Below are 23,685 nucleotides of genomic sequence, written 5' to 3'. Positions count from 1 at the left end.
ACCTCGGGGTCCGGGGCAGCGCCCCGGTCCGACCCCGCCGAAAGGACCGCACATGGCCTATTCTCTCGATGGCAAAGTCACAATCGTCACCGGCGGGGCCGGGGGCATCGGCTCCTCGGTCTGCCGGATTATGGCCGCGCACGGCGCCCGGATCGTCGTGGCCGATATCGACCTCGACCGGGCGCAGGCTCTGGCCGATGAGCTTGGCGAAGAGGCCGTTGCGACCCACCTCGACCTCGCCTCCGAGGACAGCATCGGGGCGATGTTCGCCACCACGATGGATCGGTTCGGGCGCCTCGACGTGATCGACAACAACGCGGCACTCCTCAGTGCCGAAATGGCGCAGCGCGACGGCGACATCGAACACATGGCGACCGCGGATTGGGATGCGACCTATACCGTCAACACGCGCGGTACGATGATCGCCTGCCGAGAGGCGCTGAAGATCATGTCGCCGCAGGGGTCGGGGTCGATCATCAACACCGCCTCCAACCTGGCACTTCAGGGCAACCTCATCCAAGCGGCCTATTCATCGTCCAAGGCCGCCGTGATCCAGATGACCCGCTCCATCGCCACCTCGCACGGCAAGCGCGGCATCCGGGCCAACGCGGTGCTCCCGGGGCTGACCGGCACGCCCGCCGCGCTCGCCCATCTGCCGCAGGAGTTGCGCGAAACGGTCGAGGAAGAGACGCTGACCCCCTATCTGGGCGGGCCGGACGACATCGCGCATCTGGTGGCGTTTCTCGCCTCGGACGAGGCACGTTATATCACCGGGCAGGCCTTCGCGGCGGATGGCGGCACCTCGGTCCACATTCCCGGTTTCGCGCGCCTCAGCCGGTTCTTTCAGGGCTGATCAGCCCGCGAAATCCACCACGGCCACATAGCTGCCGTTGTAGGCGCGGTAGAACACGACCGTCCCGACGGGCGTGGAATTGACCAGCGCGTTGCGGGCGGCGGCCGGGTTCAGGTGGCAGTAGCTCGTCACCGTCGCCCGCGACAGGAGCGAGCGGCGTTCGACCGTGGTGAAGAACCCGTCATAGCTGTCGCTGACCGTCGATTTCCCGAATTTGTGGACATTCGCCCGGTCCTGCTGAAGCACCTGACCGGCGGTGGTCAGCCGATTGCCGGACGAGTTGAAGTGATCGAAATTCGACCATTCCGCCGAATAGGTGACGATGACCTGACCGGGGATCGAACTGATCCCGTCATTGCCGTAGGGAATGCAGGACTGGGCCCAGACAGGCGCTGCGGTCAATACGAGCGCGGCGGCGAGCGTGGCGATTTTGCGCATGGTGATCTCCTTTGTGCTCCGATGATAACATGGCGCGCCGCCTCGCGTCCTGACCCCGATCAAATCGGCGCTCTTCCCCCGTCCCGGTCGTCGCGCCGCATGGGCAAGGGCCGCACCCTGCGCTAAACGGGGACGGAAGGAGAGCCCATGCAGCCCCAGATCCCTCTGACCCGAGACCTCGTCCTCATCGGTGGCGGCCACGCCCATGCGCTCGCCGCCCGGATGTGGGGGATGAAGCCGGTGCCGGGGGTGCGCCTGACGCTCATCAACCCCGGCCCGACCGCGCCTTACTCCGGGATGCTGCCGGGCCATATCGCGGGGCATTACACCCGCGACGATCTGGACATCGACCTCGTGAAACTCGCGCGGTTCGCGGGCGCGCGGCTGATCCTCGGCGCGGCGGAGCATATCGATCCCGTCGGCAAGAACATCCGCCTGAACGGCGGGCGCAGGGTGGCCTATGACGTGGCCTCGATCGACGTGGGCATCCATGCGGAAATGCCGGGGATCGAGGGGTTCGCGGATCACGGGCTGGGGGCCAAGCCGCTGGATCGCTACGCCTCGGGCTGGGCCGACTTCGTGGAACGCGCCAAGGCGGGCGAGGTCGCGCCGGAGGTGGCCGTGATCGGTGGCGGCGTGGCGGGGTGCGAACTCGCCATGGCGATGTCGCACCGCCTGCGCGCCGCCGGTCTCACGCCAGCCGTTACGCTGATCGAGGCCGGCCCGGACCTGAGCGGTTTCACCCCCAAGGCGCTGGGCCATGTCCGCCGTGGGCTGGCGCAGAACGGCGTCACGGTCCTGACCGGCGCAGCGGTCGAGGCCGTCACCGACACGGCGGTCCGTCTGTCCGAGGGGCGCAGGGTGCCCACCGCCCTGACCGTGGGGGCGGCGGGGGCTTTCGCCCACGGCTGGCTGTCGTCCAGCCCCCTGCCGCTCACCGAAGACGGCTTCCTGCGCACCCGCCCGACATTGCAGGTCGAGGGCCATGACGATCTGTTCGCCGTGGGCGACTGCGCCCACCTGATCGAAACGCCGCGCCCCAAAGCCGGGGTCTACGCGGTGCGCGCCGCGCCGGTGCTGGCGGCGAACCTGCGGGCCGCCGTGGCGGGCGGCGCCCTGCAATCCTTCCGCCCGCAGTCCGACTTTCTCAAACTCGTCTCGATGGGCGGCAAATCCGCCCTCGCGACCAAATGGTCCGCCGCCGTATCCGGCCCGATGCTATGGCGCTGGAAAAACCGGATCGACCAGAAATTCATGGATCGGTTCCGGCATCTGCCCAAGATGCCCGCAGAGCCGCTCCCCGATCAGGTAGCACAAGGCGTGCCGCAGGAGCTTGGGTCCGAGGCGCAGATGCTGTGTGCCGGATGCGGGTCCAAGGTCGGGCCGGGGGTGCTCTCGACCGCGCTCGACCGCCTCGGGTCCGGCGCGCGGCGCGACGACGTGCTGACCGGCCCCGGCGACGATGCGGCGGTGCTCGCCATCGGCGGCGCGCGGCAGGTGCTGACCACTGATCACCTGCGCGCCTTCACCGAAGACCCCGCGCTCTTTTCCCGTATCGCGGCCATTCACGCGCTGGGCGACATCTGGGCGATGGGCGCCGATCCGCAGGCCGCGCTCGTCTCGCTCACCCTCCCGCGCCAGTCCGAGGCGCTTCAGGCCCGCGTGATCGAGGAGATGATGGGCGCGGCGCAGGAGGTGTTCACGCAGGCCGGGGCCGAGATCGTGGGCGGGCACAGCACGATGGGGGCCGAGACGGTGCTGGGCTTCACGCTCACCGGCCTTCTCGACCGCGACCCGATCACCGTCGCGGGCGCGCGCCCCGGCGACGCGCTGATCCTGACCCGGCCAATCGGCACCGGCACGATCCTCGCGGGCGAAATGCAGGGCGTGGCCGAGGGCCGCGACGTGGCCGCCATGCTGAACCGCATGGCCCGGGCGCAGGGCGACACGGCCAGCGCGCTTGCCCCGGCCCATGCCATGACCGACGTGACGGGCTTCGGCCTTGCCGGTCACCTAGCGGCGATCTGCCGGACTTCGGGCGTGGGGGCCGAGATCGACCTTGCCGCCGTGCCCACCTATCCCGGTGCCCGCGCGCTGGCGGCGCGGGGCGTCCGCTCGACGATCCACGCCGCCAACATGGCCGCCGCCCCGGTCGCGGGGTTCGGGGACGGCGACCTCATGGCGCTTCTTCACGACCCCCAGACCGCAGGCGGCTTCCTCGCCGCCGTCGCGCCCGAAGACGTGGACGATTGCCTGGCCCGGATCGACGCGACCGGCGAAACCGGCGTTGTCATCGGGCGGATCGTCGAGGGGCAGGGCATCCGACTGGCCTGATCCCGCTCACACGGAGTTGAGGCGACGCGAACGTGATCCGTGTCAGGATGCCTGCCATGTCGATGATCCGGTTTGCCGCTGCCCTCACCCTTGTCGCCACACCTGCGCTCGCGCAGGAGCGGATCGAGTCGCACTGTCACGCGCTCGCGCAGGACATGGGCGTGCCGTTTCTGCACAAGGCCAACTATGTCGATGCGGTTCCGACGGACAACGTGCGCATTTCCTACGTCGGACACGCTTCCTTTCTGATCCAGACGCCCGGCGGGCTGAATTTCATCACCGACTACACCGGCGATCAGGGCGGCGCGCGGCTCATCCCCGATGTGGTCACGATGAACAACGCTCATATCAGCCACTTCACCATGTCGCCGGACCCGGACATCGCGAACGTGTTGCAGGGCTGGGCCGATGCCGATGGTCCCAAGGCGCACGAACTCGATCTGGGCGAGGCGCTCATCCGCAACGTGCATACCGACATCCGGTCCTTCGACGGTCGGGTCGAGGACGGAAACTCGATCTTCGTCTTCGAAATGGCCGGTCTTTGCATCGGCCACCTCGGGCACCTGCATCATGTGCCGGACGCGGGCCAGTATGCCGAGGTCGGGCGTCTCGACGTGGTCATGGCCGCTGTGGACGGCGGCGTTTCGCTGGACACGCAAAGCATGATCGAGGTGATGGAGCGGTTTCGCGCCCGCGTGGTCATCCCGATGCACTGGTTCGGGCGCTACACGCTCGACAGGTTCATCGGCGGGATGCGGGCCGGTGGGTTCGACGTGGTGGATGCGGGCATCGGGTCGATCACCCTGTCGATGGACACGCTCCCACGCACCCCCACCGTCATGGTCCTGCAACCGGGTCTGTTGACCGAGTGACTTGCCCTGCGCCCTGCGCGGTGCCATCCATCTGACATGACGGACCTGACCCCTGCCGACGATGCATTCGCCGACCGCCTGCGCACGCGCCTGCCCGACGCCGCCTTTCGCGACCTGACGCCCGGATACCTCGAAGAGCCGCGCGGGCTGTTTCAGGGCGGCGAGGGGCTGCTGGTCGCCCCCGTCTCGACCGACGAGGTGGCCGAGGTGGTGCGCGCCTGTGCCGAGGCGCGGGTGGGGATCGTGCCCTATGGTGGCGGCACCGGGCTGGTCGGCGGGCAGATCATGGAAAACGGCCCGCGCCCGGTGATCCTGTCGCTTGAACGGCTCACCCGTGTGCGCGGCGTCTACCCGGCGGAAAACGTGGCCATCGTCGAGGCGGGCGTGATCCTTGCCGACCTACAAGCCGCCGCGCTGGCCGAGGATCGGCTGTTCCCCCTGTCGCTCGCCTCCGAAGGCTCGGCGCGGGTCGGCGGCGTGCTGTCGACCAACGCGGGCGGCGTGAACGTCCTGCGCTACGGCAACACGCGCGAGCTGTGTCTGGGGCTTGAGGCGGTGCTGCCCGACGGGTCGGTCTGGCACGGGCTGAAACGGCTGCGCAAGGACAACACCGGCTATGATCTGCGCGGCCTCATGATCGGGGCCGAAGGCACGCTGGGCATCATCACGGCGGCCACCATGCGGCTTTTCCCGCGTCCCGCCCGCACCGGCACCGCGCTTTTCGCCGTCGAAAGCCCGGCTGCCGCGCTCGACCTGCTCGCACTCGCGGGCGCGCGGATCGGGCAGGGGATCAGCGCGTTCGAACTCATGTCGGGCGAGGGGCCGCGCTTCCTTATCGAAACGGATTGCCCCGCCCGCTGCCCGATGGACCCGATCCCGGAGTGGTCGGTGCTGATCGACCTTGGCCTCGGCGCCGGCGACGACCCGGACGAGGCGCTTACAGGCCTGTTCGAGGCGGCGCTGGAAGCGGGGCTGGTCTCGGACGGCGTCATCGCGCAGTCCGAGGCGCAGCGCAGCGCGTTGTGGCAGATGCGCGAGGAGATCCCCGAGGCGAACCGGCGCATCGGCTCGGTCTCGTCGCATGACATCTCTCTCCCGCTCTCGTCGATCCCGGATTTCCTCGACCGGGCGCGGCAAGCGGTGGCGAAGGTCGGGGAATTTCGCATCAACGCGTTCGGGCATCTGGGCGACGGCAACCTGCATTACAACATCTTCCCGGCGGCAGGCGTGGCGCGGGCCGAGGTGATGGACCGACGCGCCGACGTGGCGGAAGCGGTTTATGAGCTGGTGGCCGGGATGGAGGGATCGTTCTCGGCCGAGCATGGTGTGGGGCGGCTCAAGGTCGGCGATCTGGAGCGGTATGGCGACCCCGCCAAACTGGCCGCGATGCGCGCGATCAAGACGGCGCTCGATCCGAAAGGGATCATGAATCCGGGTGTCATGTTGCGCGACAGGTAAAGCGCGGCGCGTTAACGGAAGTCGCGGTATTTACCTGTTTTAAAAGGAAAACCTTTTCCGCGGCAAAGGTTTCAGGGCCGGAATGCCCATGATAACGAAGAGCGCCCCGCCGGGGGGACGAGCGGGGCGCTGCACGGGGGGACGTGCGTATGCAAGCAGCGGTTTGCTCCTACAAACCACGCCCTGAATACGGCACAAGTGTTAACGAAACCTCTACAGGCCCTCGAATTCGCACAGGATGTGCACGTCCATGCCCATCGCTTCGAGTTTCGCGCGCCCGCCCAGTTCCGGCAGGTCGACGATGAAGGCGCAGCCGACGATCTCGCCCCCCAGTTTCTCGATCAGCTGGATGCCCGCTTGCGCGGTTCCGCCGGTCGCCAGCAGGTCGTCGACCAGCAGAACCTTTTCGCCGGGCTGGATCGCGTCGTCATGGATTTCCATGACCGCCTCGCCGTATTCAAGCTGATAGGCCTGCGACAGCGTCGCCCCCGGCAGCTTGCCCTTCTTGCGGATGGGCGTGAACCCCACCGACAACTGGTGCGCGATGGCGCCCCCGATGATGAACCCGCGTGCTTCCAGCCCCGCGACCTTGTCGATGCGCGTGCCGGCATAGGGGTTCAGCATCTGGTCGATGCACATCCGAAACCCGCGCGGGTCGGAAAAAAGCGTGGTCACATCGCGGAACATGATCCCCTCGTGCGGGAAATCGACGATGGTGCGGATGTAGTCCTTGACGGTCTTCATATGTCTCACTTCGTGTTTTCGATCATCGAACGGCTCACGATATAAAGCTGCGTGTCGCCGGGTGCACGCTGACATTCGCCCATCGTGGCGTCGAAAATGCCGCGCCCGCCGACATCTTCGACGATGTCGATGAATCGGGTTTCGCGCTCGAACGTGGCGTGCGACCAGAACCCCATGAGCCAGCCCGCGAGTTGCTCGAACTCGCTCCCCTCGGCCTGCGCGGCGATGGTCAGCACCTGTTCACAGGTCCATCGGCCCGCGCCCATGACAAACCCGTCGGCGGTGGCGGTGCCGGTGGTCAGCGCGGCGGCAAGGGCGAAGATCAGGCGTTTCATGGCGGTCCTCCCGAAGTGTCAGGGGCGCGCGTAATGGCGCTTCAGGGCCATGATGTCCTGTTCTCCCAGTTCCGTCGAGGCATTCGTATCCTGCGAAAACACCGAGGTTTCGTCGTAGTAGGGATTTCGGATGTCCGTCATCAGCCCCATGGCCTGCGTCAGTTCTTCCAGCATCACGCTTTCATAGGCCCGGATCTGAAGCGTCGTGGAAAAGATGATCGCGACCTGACGGATGCGCCCCGTCTCGCGCTCGAACAGCACGCGGGTCGACGCACCGCCAAGCGGCGAGCCGTCGACCCCTTCGATGCCGGTGCCTGCGATGGGGTCGCCGCGTTCGAGGTCGAAGAAAAAGACTTCGATTTCGGCATCCGCCCCGGCGTCGACCTCGACCACCCGGAACCCCGCATCGGCCCCGTTGAGCGCCTGAATGGCCCGTTCCAGCGCGGCGGCGGCCCGCAGTTTCTTGCCGCCGAGATAGGCATCGTCGATCTGGCGAACGGCAATGCGGATCGGCCCGAGCCGATCCCATTTCACCAGCGGTTTGCGGCATTCGCCGCCCGGATCGGCACCACAGGAGACGGCGTTGTAGAAGTCGTCGTCGCTCATCGGCCCGTTCGCTTCCACGAATTCCTGTGCGAGCGCGAGACCCGGAAGGCAGGCCGCGAGCAGGGCGGCGGCAATCCTCACAACACGCGGCCGGCGACGGTCGAGAGCTTGGCGACCAGATCGGGGTCGCGTTTTTCGGGGGCCGTCATGATCGCGAAGTCCAGCGCCGTGTCGCATCCGTGCGGGCAGGTGTCCCGTGTCGCGCCCAGGAGCTTGGGCAGCTTTGCGATCAGGTTGCGGGCGTTCTCGGAATTCGCGCCGAGTGTGGCGATGATTTCGGAGATGTCGACCTCGCCATGGTGCGGGTGCCAGCTGTCGTAGTCGGTAATCATCGCGACCGAGGCATAGTCGATCTCGGCCTCGCGGGCGAGTTTGGCTTCGGGCATGTTGGTCATGCCGATGACGTCGCAACCCCAGACCTCGCGGTAGAGTTTCGATTCGGCGAGTGTCGAGAACTGCGGCCCTTCCATGCAGAGATAGGTGCCGCCCTTGTGGACCGTCACGCCCGCCTCCTGTGCCGCGGTCAGGCAGGCCCCGGCCAGCCGTTCGCAGATCGGATGGGCGAGGCTCACATGGGCCACGCATCCGGTGCCGAAAAAGCTTTTCTCGCGCGCCACGGTCCGGTCGATGAACTGGTCGAGGATCACGAAGTCGCCCGGTGCCATGTCCTCGCGGAACGACCCGCAGGCCGAGACCGAGACGATGTCGGTGACGCCCAGCGACTTCAGCGCGTGGATGTTGGCGCGATAGGGCACCGTGGTGGGGGAGTGGACGTGGCCGCGCCCATGCCGGGGCAGGAAGGCCATTTTCACACCGTCCAGAACGCCCGTCATGATCTGGTCCGACGGATCGCCCCAAGGCGTCTCGATCGTGACCCAGTCCGCGCCTTCCAGCCCGTCGATTTCGTACAGGCCCGATCCGCCGATCACGCCGATCATCGTGTCCATGACTGCCTCCTCATGTCACCGGCGAGTGAACCAGCCCGCCGGATCATAGACAAGCCGCAATCGGGGCAAGTTGCTGACCGAATCCGGGAATAGGCGCATCTCATGTTTAACTTCAGCACTTTACAATCCATCAATCCACCGCCCCCTCGTGACCTCGCACCCGCGCTCGTCACGCTCGGCACGTGGTCTTTCTTCGCAAATCTCGATCCCGCGCTGCTTGGGCGCGGGGTCCTTCCGATCTGGATCGCCATGGCGGCCGGATCGACCGTCTGGATCGCCGGGCGCGTGCCCGATTACTACAAACGCGCCCACGACCGGGCGCATCGGGCGACCATCCTCGGCCTCACGTCTCTGGTCCTTGCGATTATCGTCGTCGCGGGATTGTCGGCTGAGGCCTGGATCGTCCAGTCGGTCTGGATCGCCGGGTCGATCCTGTATGGCGTCATGTTTTCCTGCGCCGTCCTCATGGGGGAGCCGGACGATCACGCCATGCTCTGCCCGCGGTGGGCGGCGGCGCCCGAATTCATCGTCTCTGCCCTGTGGGTCATCGCCCTGCGCAACGCGATCTTCGCACTGGCGGCCACCGTGCTGATGTCGCGGCTCACACTGACCGAATGGGTGGTGTTCGTGACCTTGGGCAAGATCGGTGCCTACTACATCGGGGAATGGGTCACAGTGCGGCTTTTCTTCACCACGAAGGCCTGACCTGAACCGTTCGGGACAGTCGGGGGTGGCTTTTTCTGCGTCGCGGCGATAAAGCGACCCCCGCGAACACGATCCCCCGAACGAGGTGACCCTTGGCCCGAGCTCTTCTGGCACGCTTTGCCAATCGTATCGAGACGCCCGATCTGCGCCTCGCCCCGACAGAACCCCTGAGCATCTCGCGGCTGAGGATCGAGCTTCTGTCCGGTCTGACCGTCGCACTGGCGCTGGTGCCCGAAGCTGTGGCCTTCGCCTTCGTCGCCGGGGTTCACCCGCTGGTGGGTCTTTACGCCGCCTTCCTCGTCGGTCTCATCACCGCGATCCTCGGCGGGCGGCCCGGCATGATTTCGGGCGCGACCGGCGCTTTGGCCGTGGTCATGGTGGCCTTGGTGGCCGATCACGGGGTCGAATACCTGTTCGCCGCCGTCGTGCTGATGGGGATCATTCAGGTTTTCGTCGGGCTGATGCGATGGGGTAAATTCATCCGGTTGGTGCCGCATCCGGTGATGCTGGGCTTCGTCAACGGCCTCGCCATCGTTATTTTCCTTGCGCAACTGACGCAATTCAAGGTGCCCGGCACGGTCGAGGCGGCGGGGCATGGCGCTGCGGGCGGGGAATGGCTGACCGGTCTGCCGCTTGTCGTGATGCTCGCGCTCGTCGGTCTGACCATGGCCGTGATCTGGCTTATGCCGAAGATCACCAAGGTGGTGCCCGCCCCGCTGGCTGGGATCGCGGTGGTGGCCGCGGTCGTCATTCTCTTCGGCATCGACGTGCCCCGCGTGGGCGATATGGCCAACATCAAGGGCGGTTTCCCGCCGTTCCACGTTCCGGCCGTGCCGCTCACCTGGGAGGCGTTCCAGATCGTCGCGCCTTATGCGGTGATCCTTGCGGCCATCGGTCTGATCGAAAGCCTGCTGACCCTGAACCTCGTCGGTGAGATGACCGGCCAGCGCGGTGGAGCGAGCCAGGAATGCGTGGCGCAGGGCGCGGCCAACGTGGTCACCGGGTTCTTCGGCGGCATGGGCGGCTGCGCCATGATCGGCCAGTCGATGATTAACGTGAAATCGGGCGGGCGCACGCGGATCGCCGGCATCGCCGCGGCGCTGTTCCTGTTGTCCTTCATCCTTTTCGCCTCACCCTTGATCGAGCAAATCCCGCTCGCGGCCTTGGTGGGGGTCATGTTCATGGTCGTGATCGGCACCTTCGCGTGGAATTCGGTCCGCATCCTGACCCGCGTGCCGCGCATCGACGCTTTCGTCATCCTGCTCGTGACCGCCGTGACGGTCTGGCAAGACCTTGCCGTGGCCGTGGTCGTGGGCGTGATCGTTTCGGCGCTGGCCTATGCCTGGGGCAACGCGACGCGCATCCGGGCCAAGACCTATGTGACCCCTGAGGGGGCCAAGGTCTATCAGGTCAACGGCCCGCTTTTCTTCGGCTCGTCGGACGGGTTCGTGGAGCTTTTCGACATCGACAAAGACCCGTCGAAGGTCGTCGTGGACTTTGCCGACAGTCGGGTCGCCGACCAGTCGGCATTGCAGGCGATCGAGGCGGTGGCGGCGAAATACGAGGCGGCGGGCAAGCAGATCCAGCTTCGCCACCTGTCGCGCGACTGTCACAGGCTGCTCACCCGCGCCGGGCACCTGATGGTAGATAGCGACGACGACCCGGATTACGAGGTCGCGGTCGATTACTCGGTGCGCACGGGGATTCTGGGCGGTCACTGAGGGTGCGGCTCTGGTGAAAAGTCCGACTGGCGTGTTGGGTTGAGCGTGATTTTGTATCGCGCTGCCAATAGGTTGCGCTGATTTCGTGCCAACCAGAATACTAGGATTCTAGTATTCCCGATCACGCTCTGCCCACGTCGCCCCAAGCGGCCCCTCAGAACGACAGATGTGTGCCTCCGAACGCTGTCCGGTGCTTCAACCCGTAGCCGAGCACACGGTCGATTCCGATGTGGCACAGCCAGATCGAACCGAAAGCGAGGGCCGGGGGCGTGCCGGTGGCCCAGCCGACCCCGATCATGGCGGCAGGCAGCGTATAGGTGTGGGCGAGGTTGTAGCACAACGCGCCGATCCGGGGTCCAGTGAGATACCCGAGGGCCGAGAGATCGGGGGCAAGAAGGAGGATGGCGAAGAGCCACCAACTCACCCCGGTCGAGGCGAACTGGGCGACGCCGAAGGCGAACAACGCCACACCTTCGAGGCGCAGCATGGCGATTTGCGGGGTTTCGAGGGCGCGGCGGCGGGTCATTCTGGTCTCCTATCACTGGAGACACTCTGACCTATTCACCCGTGGGGTGAAATCCGCGAAAACCGACGATGAGATATTCAGAAATGAATGCTCAATCGTCCGGGCGGGTCAGCTCGAACGCCTCGCGAATGACCGCGTAGTCGCGATACCCAAGCCGGGTGACCATGCCGAACCGCGTGATGTCGAACTTGCCGTCGACAAGGCAGTCGTCGCGGATATGCACGCCCACGACGCGCCCAATCACCATGTAATTGTCTTCGCCCTCCAGCGGCACAAGCTGGCTCAACCGACATTCGAGCGAGGCCGGAGCGAGCGCCACACGCGAACAGTCGATTTCGTTGCAGGCCGCCTTGGTGACCTTTGCGTGCGGAAACTCGTCCTCGCCCGCCGCAAGACTCGCGGAGGAGGCGTTCATTTCGTTGATCGCCTCGTATTCCACCACGTTCACGCAGAACACGCCGGTCTGGTCGATATTGCCGAGCGTGTCCTTGCCCCGCGCGCGGTCGGCCTTGCCGCTGGTCGAGGCGAACATGACCTGCGGCGGGGTATAGGCGACCGCGTTGAAGAAGGAATAGGGGGCGAGGTTGTCGTAGCTGCGCGTCGAGCGCGTCGATATCCATCCGATCGGGCGGGGCGCGACAATCGCGTTGAAGGGATTGTGCGGCAGGCCGTGGCCGTCTTCGGGGCGGTAGAACATTGGAAAACCTCGCGAACGCTTGGCCCATTGCTACCGCGTGCCCGGATGGAATGGAATGCGCCGATCCGGTTTTCGCGCATGATTTCCGGCGCCCGAGGGCTTCCAACTCCGCCCCGGATTGGGCTAAGGCGGGTGGAAGCCGGAGAAAGGAAAGCGCGCTGTTCACGCTGGCCCGAGAAACGCCCGCCGACTGGTGGGAGGTCGAAGCCCTTTACGACCTGTGTTTCGCACCGGGGCGCGAGGCGCTGTCATCCTACCGCCTGCGCGACGACGTGTCACCCGTCGATGGCCTGTCGCTGACCGCCCGCGACCCGGAGGGCATTCTGGGCGGCGCGATCCGATTCTGGCCGGTTCATGTGGGGCGGCACGATGCGCTGCTTCTCGGCCCGGTCGCGGTCCACCCGACGCGACAGGGCGAAGGGCTGGGCGGGTTGCTCATTCAGCACAGCCTCGAACTCGCGCGCGATCAGGGCTGGTCGCGGGTCATGCTGGTGGGCGATGCGCCGTATTACAGCCGGTTCGGTTTCGAGAAGCTCGAAGGGGTCGAGATGCCGCCGCCGACGAACCCGGAACGCGTGCTCGGGTATGACCTCGTCCCCGACGCGTGGGAGGGGATCACGGGCCAAGTCACGCGCTGGTCCAAAGGCTGATTGTTCGAAAAAGCCGATTTTTCCGGCTTCATGCGACCCGCACCCGGCCCGAATGTCGGAAAAAGCCTAGCGTTCAGTCTTCGCGACGGAACAGGTACTGCATCACCGGCTCGCGCACGGACTGTAATCCAGACCGCCGCGCGGTGTCCATCACTTCGCGCAATTCGCCCAGATCGGTGCGCCGGATCAGGTGCTTCACCGGGCCCACGGAGGCGGGCCGCATCGACAGGGTGCGCATCCCCAGCGCCGCGAAACAGACCGCTTCGACCGGCCGCCCGGCATCCTCGCCGCAGAAGGACAGGGGCGTTTCGGCCTCTTCACACCGCTGCACGATCATGTCGACAAGGTTCAGGAACGACGTGTTGAGCGTGTCGTAACGCCGACGCACACGTTCGTTTTCGCGGTCGGCGGCGAAGAAGAACTGCTTCAGGTCGTTGCCGCCGATCGAGATGAAATCGGCCTCTTCGAAGAACTGCCGGGGTGCGAAGGCAAGCGACGGAGTTTCAAGCATCGCGCCGACCTCGACGGTTTTCGGCATGACGTGGCCCAGCTTTTCCTCGCGTTCGAGCTGGGAATAGAACAAAGCGCGGGCTTCCGAAAACTCGTCGAACTGCGCGATGAACGGGAACATGACGGACAGGTTGCGCCCCGCCGCCGCCCGGATCAGCGCCTGCAACTGCATCCGCATCACGCCGGGGCGGTCCAGCCCCACGCGGATCGCGCGCCAGCCCAGGGCCGGGTTCGGCTCGTCCTGGGGCTTCATGTAGGGCAGCACCTTGTCCGACCCGATGTCGAGCGTGCGGAACACCACCCGTTTGCCACCCGCGGCGTCCATCACGCGGGAATAAAGCGCCGCCAGTTCCTCGCGTTTCGGGACGTTCGTGCGGATCAGGAACTGCAACTCGGTGCGAAACAGCCCCACGCCCTCGGCCCCGGAACTTTCGAGCGAGGGCAGGTCGGCCATGAGGCCCGCGTTCATCACCAGCGACACCGTCTTGCCGTCGTCACTGGTCGCGGGCATGTCGCGCAGGCCGACATAGCGTTTCTGCTGTTCCGCCTGCATCGCGACCTTGTCGCGGAACGCGGCCCTCACGCTGTCTTCGGGGCGCAGATGGACGACGCCCTGATCGCCGTCGACGATGATCGCGTCCCCGTTCAGCGCCTCGGTCGTGATCCGTTCGGCGTTGACGATCAGCGGAATGGCAAGCGCGCGCGCGACGACGGCGGCGTGGCTCGCCACCGACCCGCCCTCGAGCACGATGCCCTTCAGGCTCCGCCCGTATTCCAGAAGCTCGCCGGGGCCGATGTTCTGGGCCACGAGGATCGGATCTTCGGGCATCTCGGCCCCGGTGTCGCCGCCTTGCCCGGTCAGGATACGCAGCAGGCGGTTCGACAGGTCGTCCAGATCGTGCAGACGTTCGCGCAGATAGGCGTCGGGCACCTGTGCCATCCGGGCGCGGGCCGAGCTTTGCTCTTTCTCCACGGCGGCTTCGGCGGACAGGCCGCGGTAGATGTCTTCCTCCATCCGCCGCATCCAGCCCTTCGAATTGGCGAACATGCGATAGGCTTCCAGCACCTGAATCTGGTCCTTGTCGGCGGTCTGGGCCGTCGCCAACAATTCGTCGACGGAGACCCGCAGGTCGTCCACGGCGGCACGCAGACGTCGCGCTTCTTCATGCGGGTCGTCCGCGATCGGGTTCGTGACCACGACGCGCGGCTCGTGCAGCCAGACATGGCCTTCGGCGATGCCTTCTTGCCCCGAGCCACCCCGGAACATGGCAGGCCGCTGGTGCAGGGCGGCCAGCGCCGCGCCTTCCCCGACGAAGGCGCCGAGCTCGGTCATCTCGGCCAGCACCATGGCCACGACTTCCATGCCGTAGACCTCGTCCTCGGTGAACTTGCGCGCTTCCTTGGACTGGACGACGAGCACGCCGAGGGTTTCGCCAAGACGTTGCACCGGGACGCCGAGGAAGGACGAAAAGATCTCTTCCCCCGTCTCGGGCATGTAGCGAAAGCCCCGTTCCGAAGGCGCATCGGGGCTGTTGATGATCCGCTTGGTGCGCGCGACCCGGCCGACAAGGCCTTCGCCCATCCGCATCCGGGTCTTGTGCACCGATTCCGGTTTCAGGCCTTCGGTCGCGCAAAGTTCGAGCGTGTCGGCATCGCGAAACAGGTAGATCGAGCAGACCTCGACGCCCATCGAGGTCGCGATGATCTCGGTGACATGGTCAAGCCTCTCCTGTCCCGCGCCGTCGGCCGCGAGCGCCTCCCGGAGCCTGCCGAGCAGCTTGCGCGACTCGGTCGGCTCTTCGGTCGCAGAGGTTTCCTTGTTCAACCGTATCCCCTGAAGCAATCGAGTGAGTTAAACCACACCGCCGCCCCTTCCGAAAAGCGTTTTCCTGACGTCATTAGTATGTGGTCGGGTTTGCCGTAAGGGCAGGCGCGTCTTGGCGCCGCTGCCGAAAGGCGCGGCATCGCCGTCATGGAAGCGCGGATTTTCGCTTCTCTGTTTCCCGAAAACCTCGGGGGTGGGGCTCATTTGCCATGCAAATGAGGCCAAGGGGGCTGGCCCCCTGATCGCCGTGCGCCGGACAACGTCCGGGGCGCGGCTTAGGAAAGCGCGGGCGCGCGGCGCGCCCGCTCCGTTCGGTCAGACCTTGTCGAGTTCGAAGGCGTCGTGGAGCGACTGGACCGCCAGCTCCATATACTTGCGGTCAATCAGGACCGAAATCTTGATCTCGGAGGTCGTGATGACCTTGATGTTGATCGAATCCCGCGCCAGCACCGAGAACATCTTGGCGGCGATACCCGCGTGGCTGCGCATCCCGATCCCCACGACCGAAACCTTGGCCACGTCGGTGTCGGCCACCAGTTCGCGGAAGTTGATCGCGCCTGCCTCCTTCGCCTTGGCCAGCGCGTCCTCGGCCCGCTTCACCTGATTGGTGGGGCAGGAGAAGGTCATGTCCGTGCGACCCTCTTCCGAGATGTTCTGAACGATCATGTCGACGTTCACGCCCGCCTCGGACAGCGGCGTGAAGATCGCGCTTGCGATGCCGGGGCGGTCGGCCACCGAGATCAGGGTCATTTTGGCTTCATCGCGGCTATAGGCCACACCGGAGACGGCATTCTGTTCCACGATTTCCTCCTCGTCGCAGACCAGCGTGCCTGCATTGGGGTCATATTCTTCGAAAGACGACAAGACGCGCAGTTTCACCTTGTAGCGCATGGCAAGCTCGACCGACCGTGTCTGGAGCACCTTGGCGCCGAGCGAAGCGAGTTCGAGCATTTCCTCGAAGGCGATCTTGTCGAGTTTGCGGGCCTTGTCCTCGATCCGGGGGTCGGTGGTGTAGACGCCGTCCACATCGGTATAGATATCGCAACGCTCGGCCCCGAAGGCCGCGGCAAAGGCGACGGCGGTCGTGTCCGATCCGCCCCGGCCCAGCGTGGTCACGCGGCCTTCGGGGCTGATGCCCTGAAAGCCCGCGACGACGGCGACCTTGAAGCCTTCGCCGAATTTCTGGTTGATCGCGTCGGTGCCGATGTCCTCGATCCGTGCCGCCGAGTGCGCGGAGGTGGTTTTGACCGGAACCTGCCAGCCCTGCCAAGACCGCGCGGGGATGTCCATTTCCTGCAAACGCAGTGCCATGAGGCCCGCTGTCACGATCTCGCCCGATGCCACGACCGCATCGTATTCGCGTGCGTCGTAGAGCGGCGAGGTCTCTTCGACCCAGCCGACGAGTTCGTTGGTCTTGCCGGACATGGCCGAGACAACGACGATCACGTCGTAGCCGTTCGCGACTTCGCGCGCGACCCGCTTGGAGGCGCGCGCGATCCGGTCGAGGGTGGCGACGGAGGTGCCGCCGAATTTCATCACCAGAAGCGGCATTTGCGCCTGTCCCCGTGGTCCTTTTCAATCCCGCGCCTGATAAGCTCAGGCGCGGGATTGCGCAAGAGGTCAGGGGACCGCGATGGGCTCTTCCTGAATGGTGACGTTCGGGATGTCGGCCACCGTCAGGCCCTGGAGCGTCAGCGCGACCGAGGCCGCAACACCGCCACCTACGCTGCTGGTGGTCCAGAGCAGATAGAGGCCGTCGGTGCCGCCATCGACGATGGAGTAGTTGCCCAGTTCCCCGGCCGGGACCATCACCACGTCGTCGGCGGTGTTGAAGTCGGTGACCACGCGGTCGTTCGTGCCGTCGGTGCCGATCTCGTTTCGCACGAAGATCGTGTCGTCCCCGTCGCCCAGCGTGATCTCGCCCACGCCCTCGACCGCGACGAAGTCGTTGCCGCTGCCGGCGTTGACCGTGTCGTTGCCGGTGCCGGTCTCGATCGTGTCGTCGCCGCTGCCGCCGCTTATGTCGTCATCGCCAGCGCCGCCGTCCAGGGTATCGCCCATCGCTTCGCCGTTGATGATGTCGTCGCCGTCGCCACCGCGAATGATGTCGCCGCCGTCGTAGCCCAGCAGGGTGTCGTTGCCTGCGCCACCATCGATCACGTCGGAGCCGCTCCAGCCGTCGACGTAATCGTTGCCATCGCCCGCGTCGATCGTGTCGCCGCCGGTATCGCCGAAGATGGTGTCGTTCCCGGCGCCGCCGGTCACGGTGTCGTCGCCTGCACCGGCATCGATGTCGTCTTCGCCGTCACCGCCGTCGATGGTGTCGTTGCCGCCGTTCCCTTCGATGATGTCGTCACCCGCTCCACCACGCAGAATGTCGTCGTTGGTGCCGCCGAACATGGTGTCGTTGCCGTCGCCGCCATCGGCCTCGTCCGCGCCGCCCATGCCGTCGATGGTGTCGTCGCCGCCACCGCCGTCGATCATGTCGTCACCCGGATTGCCGAGGATGTCGTCGTCGCCGTCGCCACCGAAGATGGTGTCGTTGCCGTTACCGCCCTGAAGGCTGGTACCGCCATCGCCCCCGGTGATGACGTCGTCGCCGTCCCCGCCTTCGATCAGGTCGGTCAGGATGCCGCCTGCGATGGTGTCGTCGCCATCGCGGGCGATGATGGTGTTCGCGGTCGAATTGGCCGACAGGTCGTCGTCGTCATTGGTGCCGAAGATGTCCGGCCCCACGATGCTGTCCGCATCCGCATCGCTCAGACCCTTGAGCAGGATACGGGCATAGACCACGTCCGACCCCGAGGAGCTGTCGGTGATCGTCAGCAGAAGCCCGGCGTCCAGCCCGGTGGTGTTCACCGCGAGCGGTCCGTCGAGGCCCAAGTCGTTGGCGTTCAGCCCCTCGATCTGAAGGATGTCCTGCGTGACGTCGAAATCCTCGATCACCGCCACATTGGGCGTGGTGCCGTCCGCGAGGTAGTAATCCGGGTCGGAGTTGTCGACGATGAAGGTGTCCGCCCCCGCGCCGCCGCTGCCCGTGTCGCCGATATCCAGATAGATCGTGTCGTCACCGGCCCCACCGTCGAGCGTGTCGATGCCCGCGCCACCGTCCAGAACGTCGTCGCCGTTCTCGCCGAGCAGCGTGTCGTCGCCATCGCCACCGCGCAGATCGTCGTCGCCGTCGTAGCCCAGAAGCAGGTCGTCCCCGTCGCCGCCGTCGAGCAGATCGTTGCCGGTCCAGCCGTCGACCTCGTCGTCGCCGTCTCCGGCATAGACGGTGTCGTCGCCCGCGCCGGCGTCCACGGTGTCGTTGCCGACGTCCGTGTTGATCGTGTCGTTGCCCGTGCCGGACACGACGTCGTCATCGCCGGCGCCCGTCCAGATCGCGTTGTCGCCGTCGCCGCCGTCGATGGTATCGTCGCCGTCGCCGCCACGGATCTGGTCGTCGCCGTCGCCCGCGGTGATCGTGTCGTCGCCCGTGCCGCCGCGCAGGTCGTTGTCGCCGGACAGGTCGGTGATCGTGTCGTTGCCCGCGTCGCCCTGAACATAGTCGTTCCCGGCTTCGCCGTTCAGCGTGTCGTTGCCGTTGCCGCCGGAGATATCGTCGTCGCCGTCACCGCCGAGCGCCACGTCATCGCCGTCGAAGCCGACGATCGTGTCCTGACCGGCGCCACCGTTCAGCGTGTCGTTGCCGATCCCGCCGTTCAGCGTGTCGTCGCCGTCGCCACCGTCGAGGTCGTCGTTCTCGGACCCGCCATAAAGCATGTCGTTCCCGGCATCGCCCGCAAGCGTGTCGGCCCCGCCGTTGCCGCGCAGAATGTCGTCGTCCGCGCCGCCCGAGATGTCGTCCGCGCCGGAGCCTCCGGTGATGTCGTCCTCGCCCGCGCCGCCCGTCAGGGTGTCGTCACCGAAGCCCCCGAAAAGCGCATCGTCGCCCGCGTCGCCCGAGACCTGATCGTTGCCGTTGCCGCCCTGGATCGTGTCGTCGCCCAGGCCGCCTTCGATCGTGTCGACCCCGATGCCGCCGTCGATCGTGTCGTTGCCCGCGCCGCCGTCGATGGTGTCGTCCCCGGCGTCGCCCTGAAGCGTGTCGGTGCCGTCTTCGCCGAAGATATCGTCGTTGCCGCCGCCGCCGCTGACGAAGTCGTTGCCGCCGTTGCCGTGAAGTTCGTCGTCGTCGAAGCTGCCGTAGAGGGAGTCGTTGCCCGCGTTGCCTTCGATATAATCCTGACCGAAGCCGCCGTAGAGCTCGTCATTGCCTTCTTCGCCGAAGATCGTGTCGTCGCCCAATTGGCCGCTGACCGTGTCGTCACCCTGAAGCGCGTGGATTTCCTGAGCGCCGGCCCCGGCGTAGTAGAGGTCGATCTGGTCGGTGAGGTAGATCGCGCCGGTGTTGTCGACGGTCACGTTCGGGTCGTCCGGCCCGCCGTTCACGCCACCGCCGGTGCCCGTGCCGTTGCCGCCCGGATCGATGGTGCCACCGCCGCCCTGATTGTCGTCACCATCGGAGCCGTCCATGCCGTCGTCGGGACCGCCGAAATCGAAGAAGAATGCGAAACCCAGCAGCAGCGGGATCAACAGAAGCAGAAAGAACATGGCACGCCCCCCGACGTAAAAAATGCACGGGGCCCGAAAAAAGCGGCAGCCATCGGTCACCCCCAGTGCTGCGATACTAACTGAGGGTTTGGCGAGGTGGATACAAAATTCCGCAATTTCGCCGCGAAAAAGCCATTATTCCCAGCGCGTTAAGGTTAAATTGTTTCCCCTGAATGCGATTGTAGACGGAATGTCGGGCACAGTTTCCGCAGGTGAAACAGTTACTGCGCGGCGATTCCGGTGTCGCCGCCGGTCGCGGCGATTCCGGGGAAATGACGGGCCAGCCACGGGAAATAGGGGAACACGCCCGCAATGGATTTGTCGTCCAGAACGTCGTCGGATTTGTGGGCGCGACTGTCGTTCAACCCATGCACGGCGCGCAGATAATAGGGGCGCATGTGCGTGACCATGTAGGACGGATGGCGCAGGCCGATGCGTTTGTGACTGGTCAGGAACGGGTTGCGCTTGGTGGTGCCCGGCGCGATCAGGGCGAGGCCGAGGTTCGTGTAGGGCACGTAGCGCGGCGACAACCAGTCGATCTTGCCGTCCTCGATCCCCAGCGTGTAGCCGCGCGGGAAGGACAGGAAGGTATAGGGCCTCGGGTTCATCGGGTCGCGCAGGGCGAAGCTGCCGTAGTATTTCACGGCCGCCACGAAATCGGCCGAGACCGCATCGTCGTCGTCCAGCACCACCTGCGCCACGCGGTCGTCGCCATAGGCGCGCGCGACGGTGTTCTTGATGATGTGCCCCGCCGAGCCTTCGGGGCGGAACAGGATGCGGCATCTGTCCTTGCCGAGCGTGTCGAAACACAACTCGCGCAGCCGGGTCTGCCAGTCTTCGGGCATCAGGGTCGACGACAGGATCAGGTGTTCGAAGCCGCCGTCGGTCTGCCCGGCCAGTGAGGCGAGCGTGACCTCTTCGAAGTATTTCAGCCGGTGTTCCAGCCTGTCCGGGGCGAACAGAAGCGCGGGATCGGCGGCATGGTCGGACTTCCAGCCCGACTGGCCGAAGAACGAGAAGCGGGTTTCGAAAACGACCTTCATGCCCCTGATTCTAACAGGTTCGCGGCACTTGGCTACAGGCTAGTTCGCCTTGCGCGTCGGAAGGAACGGGAGCGGCGCGATAGGTATACCTTCCTCGAGCAACGAGACGGCATCCTTCGGGTTCGCCTCGCCGTAGATCATCCGGTTGGGCGTTTCGCCCTCGTGCATCTTGCGCGCCTCGGTCACGAAGGATTGGCCGACATAATCGCCCTCGGCCTCGACCTTGGCCTTGAGTTCGGCGATCTTGCGGTCCCGCTCGGCCTCGGGCGAGGTCTCGGCCGATTTCGCGGCCTCGGAGGTGGTCACGCGCGGCGCCATGAGCGATTTCTCGACCGTTGAGGTGCCGCAGTCCGGGCAGGTCACGTGCCCCTTGGCCGCGAGCGTGTCGAACGCGGCTGCATTCTGGAACCAGCTTTCGAAGACGTGCCCATCGGCACATTTCACGGCGTAGCGGATCATCGCATCAACCTGTCACAAACGGTCAGCGATTATGTAACCCTTTGCCGGAGCCGTGCAAGACGGGTCATAGCAATGTCGGGTCGAAGTTACGGATGATCTGGGCCAGTTCCGGTTCCTGCACCAGCTTGGCGGCCTTCTTGCGGCCCATCCACTTGCGCTGGCGTTGGGTGCGCTCGGGCCAGTTGCTCAGTTCTTTCTTCACTTCGACCGGAAAGACCGCGACCACGACCGGCATCCGGCGGCCGTTCTGGATCTTGGCGTAGGTGTAGAACCCGATGACCGCGTTGTGCGGGCGCGTTTTGACCCCGGCTTCCTCGAACGCCTCGATCCCGGCGGCTTCGGCGGGCGTGCACTGGTGCATCGGCCAGCCCTTCGGGATGATCCAGCGCCCGGTCCCGCGCGAGGTGATGAGCAGGACCTTCACCTTGCCGTTCACGATCCGATAGGGCAACGCGCCGAACTGCGAGCGAACGTCACGTTTGCCCGTGTTTCTAAGATGAAACGGCAATTGCTGTATCATCATTGCGGCCATCCTGCCCGGCACCTCCTGTTGTCAGGATGGTAACGCCGGGCAATGAAACGGCAATGACAATTCCGGGTGTCAGGCCCGCTGACCGGCGAATTTCTCCTGCCAGCCTTCGCGGTCTTCGTCGGTGATCTTGGTGAAAAGCACCTCCGGCACCGTGAAGGCATGACCCGCGGGCAGAACGGCAAGCGCGGCTTCGACGTCGTCGGGCCATTCGGTGTCGAGCGTATTCATCCCCGACAGCATCTTGGCGGCGGCGTCCGGCACGAAGGGGGCCGAGATCACGGCGTAGACGCGGATCAGGTTCAGCATGAGCCGGATGATTGCGCCCGCCTGATCGGGATCGGTCTTGAACACGGTCCAGGGAGCCGCGGTTTGCAGGTATTCGTTGCCCACGGCCCAGATCGCGCGAAGCTCCTGCGCGGCCTTGCGCACCTCCATCGCCTCCATCTGCTTTTCGTAGGACCGGATACGGGCGGTCAGATCGGCGATGAGCGCGCGTTCGGCTTCGCCCAGTTCGCCGCCCTCGGGGACGGCTTCTCCGAATTTCGAGGCGCAGAATTTCGTGACGCGGCTGACGAAGTTGCCCAGCACGTTGGCAAGGTCGGTGTTGATCGAGGACTGGAAGTTTTCCCACGTGAACTCAGCGTCGGAGTTTTCGGGCGCGTGGGACAGAAGCCACCAGCGCCAATAGTCGGCGGGCAGGATTTCGAGCGCCTGATCCATGAACACGCCACGGCCCTGCGAGGTCGAGAACTGGCCGCCGTCGTAGTTCAGGTAGTTGAACGACTTGATGTAGTCGACCAGCTTCCACGGCTCGCGCGACCCCATGATCGTCGCGGGGAAACCAAGGGTGTGGAAGGGCACGTTGTCCTTGCCCATGAATTGCACATAGCGAACATCGTCGGCACCTTTATCGGTGCGCCACCAGCGTTCCCATTCACTTTCCGAACGTCCGGTCGCATCGGCCCATTCCGCGGTCGCGGCGATGTATTCGATGGGGGCGTCGAACCAGACGTAAAAGACTTTGCCTTCCATCCCCGGCCAGTCCTCGGTGCCCTTCTTGACCGGGATGCCCCAGTCGAGGTCACGGGTGATGCCGCGATCCTGTAGCCCGTCGCCGTCGTGAAGCCATTTCTTCGCGATCGAGGTGGTCAGCACAGGCCAGTCGGTTTTCTGGTCGATCCAGGCGTCGATCTCGTCCTTCATGGCGGATTGCTTGAGGAACAGGTGCTTGGTCTGGCGCACTTCCAGATCGGTGGAGCCGGAGATGGCCGAGCGCGGTTCGATCAGGTCGACGGGGTCGAGTTGTTTGGTGCAGTTCTCGCACTGGTCGCCGCGTGCCTTGTCGTAGCCGCAGTTCGGGCAGGTGCCCTCGATATAGCGGTCGGGGAGGAAGCGGCCGTCGGCGTTGGAATAGACCTGCTCTTCGCTGACCTCTTCGATATAGCCGTTTTCCGCCAGTTTCCCGGCGAGGTGCTGGGTCAGCGCGTGGTTGCGCTGCGAGGACGAGCGACCGTAGTGGTCGAAGGACAGGCGGAACCCCTTGGCGAGTTCGGCCTGCACGTCATGCATCCGGGCGCAGTAATCCGCGACCGCTTCGCCGGTCTTGGCGGCCGCAAGCTCGGCAGGGGTGCCGTGTTCGTCGGTCGCGCAGATGAACATGACCTCGTGACCGCGCGCGCGCATGTAGCGGGCATAAAGATCCGCCGGAAGCTGGGAGCCGACGAGGTTCCCGAGGTGCTTGATGCCGTTGATATACGGCAGGGCCGAGGTGATTAGGACGCGCGCCATGTCATATCCTTGCGTGAGTTCGCGCAGGGTGTAACGCAAGCCGCGC

General features: G+C 65.5%; 21 protein-coding genes. 7 read left to right on the top strand and 14 right to left on the bottom strand.

Annotated features, from left to right (window positions below; all coding sequences use genetic code 11):
• The first annotated feature begins 52 nt into the window (after positions 1-52).
• Entirely contained in the window at positions 53-853 is an 801-nt protein-coding gene (locus HOY44_RS03205; RefSeq protein WP_287432998.1) for an SDR family NAD(P)-dependent oxidoreductase, read from the top strand.
• Here HOY44_RS03205 and HOY44_RS03200 read toward each other — a convergent pair whose 3' ends face one another.
• Positions 854-1,291, bottom strand: coding sequence for a hypothetical protein (locus HOY44_RS03200; protein ID WP_287432997.1), 438 nt, complete (start codon positions 1,289-1,291; stop codon positions 854-856). It lies immediately after the preceding gene.
• Positions 1,292-1,438: 147 nt separating this feature from the next.
• On the opposite strand from HOY44_RS03200, the gene selD reads away from it, so the two are divergent.
• From selD to HOY44_RS03185, 3 genes are read left to right on the top strand one after another with little or no spacing between them, the layout of a single operon-like run.
• A complete protein-coding gene (gene selD / locus HOY44_RS03195) occupies positions 1,439-3,625 on the top strand; it encodes a selenide, water dikinase SelD (protein WP_287432994.1) in 2,187 nt (728 codons plus the stop codon).
• A 56-nt stretch (positions 3,626-3,681) separates the two neighbouring features.
• The gene (locus HOY44_RS03190; RefSeq protein WP_287432991.1) at positions 3,682-4,497 is read left to right on the top strand and encodes an MBL fold metallo-hydrolase; all 816 of its coding nucleotides are present in this window, start codon (positions 3,682-3,684) and stop codon (positions 4,495-4,497) included.
• A gap of 36 nt (positions 4,498-4,533) precedes the next feature.
• Positions 4,534-5,955: an FAD-binding oxidoreductase gene (locus tag HOY44_RS03185; RefSeq protein WP_287432988.1), complete on the top strand. Its 1,422-nt coding sequence runs from the start codon at positions 4,534-4,536 to the stop codon at positions 5,953-5,955.
• A gap of 213 nt (positions 5,956-6,168) precedes the next feature.
• Here HOY44_RS03185 and HOY44_RS03180 read toward each other — a convergent pair whose 3' ends face one another.
• From HOY44_RS03180 to HOY44_RS03165, 4 genes are read right to left on the bottom strand one after another with little or no spacing between them, the layout of a single operon-like run.
• Positions 6,169-6,708 (bottom strand): adenine phosphoribosyltransferase, encoded by a 540-nt coding sequence (locus tag HOY44_RS03180; protein ID WP_171042938.1) that lies wholly within the window; start codon positions 6,706-6,708, stop codon positions 6,169-6,171.
• Positions 6,705-7,034, bottom strand: a complete 330-nt coding sequence (locus tag HOY44_RS03175) for a 5'-methylthioadenosine phosphorylase (protein ID WP_287432986.1) — start codon at positions 7,032-7,034, stop codon at positions 6,705-6,707. Before HOY44_RS03175 ends, HOY44_RS03180 begins: the two co-directional genes overlap by 4 nt.
• 18 nt (positions 7,035-7,052) lie before the next feature.
• Positions 7,053-7,721, bottom strand: a complete 669-nt coding sequence (locus HOY44_RS03170) for a DUF2927 domain-containing protein (RefSeq protein WP_138422638.1) — start codon at positions 7,719-7,721, stop codon at positions 7,053-7,055.
• On the bottom strand, positions 7,718-8,587 hold the full coding sequence (locus tag HOY44_RS03165; protein ID WP_287432984.1) for an S-methyl-5'-thioadenosine phosphorylase: 870 nt from the start codon (positions 8,585-8,587) through the stop codon (positions 7,718-7,720). The genes HOY44_RS03170 and HOY44_RS03165 overlap by 4 nt, the downstream gene beginning before the upstream one ends.
• 102 nt (positions 8,588-8,689) lie before the next feature.
• Between HOY44_RS03165 and HOY44_RS03160 the strand changes: the two genes are divergently transcribed.
• Together HOY44_RS03160 and HOY44_RS03155 are read left to right on the top strand one after the other, a co-directional pair.
• The gene (locus HOY44_RS03160; RefSeq protein ID WP_287432980.1) at positions 8,690-9,292 is read left to right on the top strand and encodes a hypothetical protein; all 603 of its coding nucleotides are present in this window, start codon (positions 8,690-8,692) and stop codon (positions 9,290-9,292) included.
• 92 nt (positions 9,293-9,384) lie between these two features.
• Positions 9,385-11,013: a SulP family inorganic anion transporter gene (locus HOY44_RS03155; protein WP_287432979.1), complete on the top strand. Its 1,629-nt coding sequence runs from the start codon at positions 9,385-9,387 to the stop codon at positions 11,011-11,013.
• Positions 11,014-11,167: 154 nt separating this feature from the next.
• Here HOY44_RS03155 and HOY44_RS03150 read toward each other — a convergent pair whose 3' ends face one another.
• A complete protein-coding gene (locus HOY44_RS03150) occupies positions 11,168-11,539 on the bottom strand; it encodes a DUF4260 domain-containing protein (protein WP_287432977.1) in 372 nt (123 codons plus the stop codon).
• A gap of 91 nt (positions 11,540-11,630) precedes the next feature.
• Positions 11,631-12,236, bottom strand: a complete 606-nt coding sequence (locus HOY44_RS03145; RefSeq protein WP_008335012.1) for a flavin reductase family protein — start codon at positions 12,234-12,236, stop codon at positions 11,631-11,633.
• A 158-nt stretch (positions 12,237-12,394) separates the two neighbouring features.
• On the opposite strand from HOY44_RS03145, the gene HOY44_RS03140 reads away from it, so the two are divergent.
• Positions 12,395-12,886 carry a GNAT family N-acetyltransferase gene (locus tag HOY44_RS03140; RefSeq protein WP_287434718.1) on the top strand — a complete coding sequence of 164 codons (492 nt, stop codon included), beginning with the start codon at positions 12,395-12,397 and terminating at the stop codon, positions 12,884-12,886.
• Positions 12,887-12,959: 73 nt separating this feature from the next.
• Here the strand turns inward: HOY44_RS03140 and ptsP are convergent, their stop codons facing one another.
• The 7 genes from ptsP to metG all read right to left on the bottom strand — a co-directional run bounded on the left by ptsP (position 12,960) and on the right by metG (position 23,639).
• The gene (gene ptsP, locus HOY44_RS03135) at positions 12,960-15,221 is read right to left on the bottom strand and encodes a phosphoenolpyruvate--protein phosphotransferase (protein ID WP_138422644.1); all 2,262 of its coding nucleotides are present in this window, start codon (positions 15,219-15,221) and stop codon (positions 12,960-12,962) included.
• A gap of 315 nt (positions 15,222-15,536) precedes the next feature.
• Positions 15,537-16,772 carry an aspartate kinase gene (locus tag HOY44_RS03130; RefSeq protein ID WP_287432974.1) on the bottom strand — a complete coding sequence of 412 codons (1,236 nt, stop codon included), beginning with the start codon at positions 16,770-16,772 and terminating at the stop codon, positions 15,537-15,539.
• A 69-nt stretch (positions 16,773-16,841) separates the two neighbouring features.
• The gene (locus tag HOY44_RS03125) at positions 16,842-19,817 is read right to left on the bottom strand and encodes a calcium-binding protein (protein WP_287432971.1); all 2,976 of its coding nucleotides are present in this window, start codon (positions 19,815-19,817) and stop codon (positions 16,842-16,844) included.
• Positions 19,818-20,038: 221 nt separating this feature from the next.
• Positions 20,039-20,860: a glycosyltransferase gene (locus HOY44_RS03120; RefSeq protein WP_287432968.1), complete on the bottom strand. Its 822-nt coding sequence runs from the start codon at positions 20,858-20,860 to the stop codon at positions 20,039-20,041.
• Between the two features lie 39 nt (positions 20,861-20,899).
• Positions 20,900-21,319 (bottom strand): DUF1178 family protein, encoded by a 420-nt coding sequence (locus HOY44_RS03115; RefSeq protein WP_138422647.1) that lies wholly within the window; start codon positions 21,317-21,319, stop codon positions 20,900-20,902.
• Between the two features lie 64 nt (positions 21,320-21,383).
• Complete coding sequence (locus tag HOY44_RS03110) at positions 21,384-21,851, bottom strand: NUDIX hydrolase (protein ID WP_008335021.1); 468 nt, start codon at positions 21,849-21,851, stop codon at positions 21,384-21,386.
• Between the two features lie 69 nt (positions 21,852-21,920).
• Complete coding sequence (metG, locus tag HOY44_RS03105; RefSeq protein WP_287432965.1) at positions 21,921-23,639, bottom strand: methionine--tRNA ligase; 1,719 nt, start codon at positions 23,637-23,639, stop codon at positions 21,921-21,923.
• Positions 23,640-23,685 lie beyond the last annotated feature (46 nt).

The sequence above is a fragment of the Maritimibacter sp. genome (genome assembly GCF_016774595.1).
Lineage (GTDB): Bacteria > Pseudomonadota > Alphaproteobacteria > Rhodobacterales > Rhodobacteraceae > Maritimibacter > Maritimibacter alkaliphilus.
The sequence above is the reverse complement of the archived record's forward strand: the minus strand, read 5'-3'. Positions and strand labels throughout refer to the sequence as shown.

Coding starts and splice junctions, on each gene's coding strand:
- HOY44_RS03205 (WP_287432998.1), top strand. CDS start 53: ATGGCCTATTCTCTCGATGGCAAAGTCACAATCGTCACCGGCGGGGCC.
- HOY44_RS03200 (WP_287432997.1), bottom strand. CDS start 1,291: ATGCGCAAAATCGCCACGCTCGCCGCCGCGCTCGTATTGACCGCAGCG.
- selD (WP_287432994.1), top strand. CDS start 1,439: ATGCAGCCCCAGATCCCTCTGACCCGAGACCTCGTCCTCATCGGTGGC.
- HOY44_RS03190 (WP_287432991.1), top strand. CDS start 3,682: ATGTCGATGATCCGGTTTGCCGCTGCCCTCACCCTTGTCGCCACACCT.
- HOY44_RS03185 (WP_287432988.1), top strand. CDS start 4,534: ATGACGGACCTGACCCCTGCCGACGATGCATTCGCCGACCGCCTGCGC.
- HOY44_RS03175 (WP_287432986.1), bottom strand. CDS start 7,034: ATGAAACGCCTGATCTTCGCCCTTGCCGCCGCGCTGACCACCGGCACC.
- HOY44_RS03165 (WP_287432984.1), bottom strand. CDS start 8,587: ATGGACACGATGATCGGCGTGATCGGCGGATCGGGCCTGTACGAAATC.
- HOY44_RS03160 (WP_287432980.1), top strand. CDS start 8,690: ATGTTTAACTTCAGCACTTTACAATCCATCAATCCACCGCCCCCTCGT.
- HOY44_RS03150 (WP_287432977.1), bottom strand. CDS start 11,539: ATGACCCGCCGCCGCGCCCTCGAAACCCCGCAAATCGCCATGCTGCGC.
- HOY44_RS03145 (WP_008335012.1), bottom strand. CDS start 12,236: ATGTTCTACCGCCCCGAAGACGGCCACGGCCTGCCGCACAATCCCTTC.
- HOY44_RS03130 (WP_287432974.1), bottom strand. CDS start 16,772: ATGCCGCTTCTGGTGATGAAATTCGGCGGCACCTCCGTCGCCACCCTC.
- HOY44_RS03125 (WP_287432971.1), bottom strand. CDS start 19,817: ATGTTCTTTCTGCTTCTGTTGATCCCGCTGCTGCTGGGTTTCGCATTC.
- HOY44_RS03120 (WP_287432968.1), bottom strand. CDS start 20,860: ATGAAGGTCGTTTTCGAAACCCGCTTCTCGTTCTTCGGCCAGTCGGGC.
- HOY44_RS03115 (WP_138422647.1), bottom strand. CDS start 21,319: ATGATCCGCTACGCCGTGAAATGTGCCGATGGGCACGTCTTCGAAAGC.
- HOY44_RS03110 (WP_008335021.1), bottom strand. CDS start 21,851: ATGGCCGCAATGATGATACAGCAATTGCCGTTTCATCTTAGAAACACG.
- metG (WP_287432965.1), bottom strand. CDS start 23,639: ATGGCGCGCGTCCTAATCACCTCGGCCCTGCCGTATATCAACGGCATC.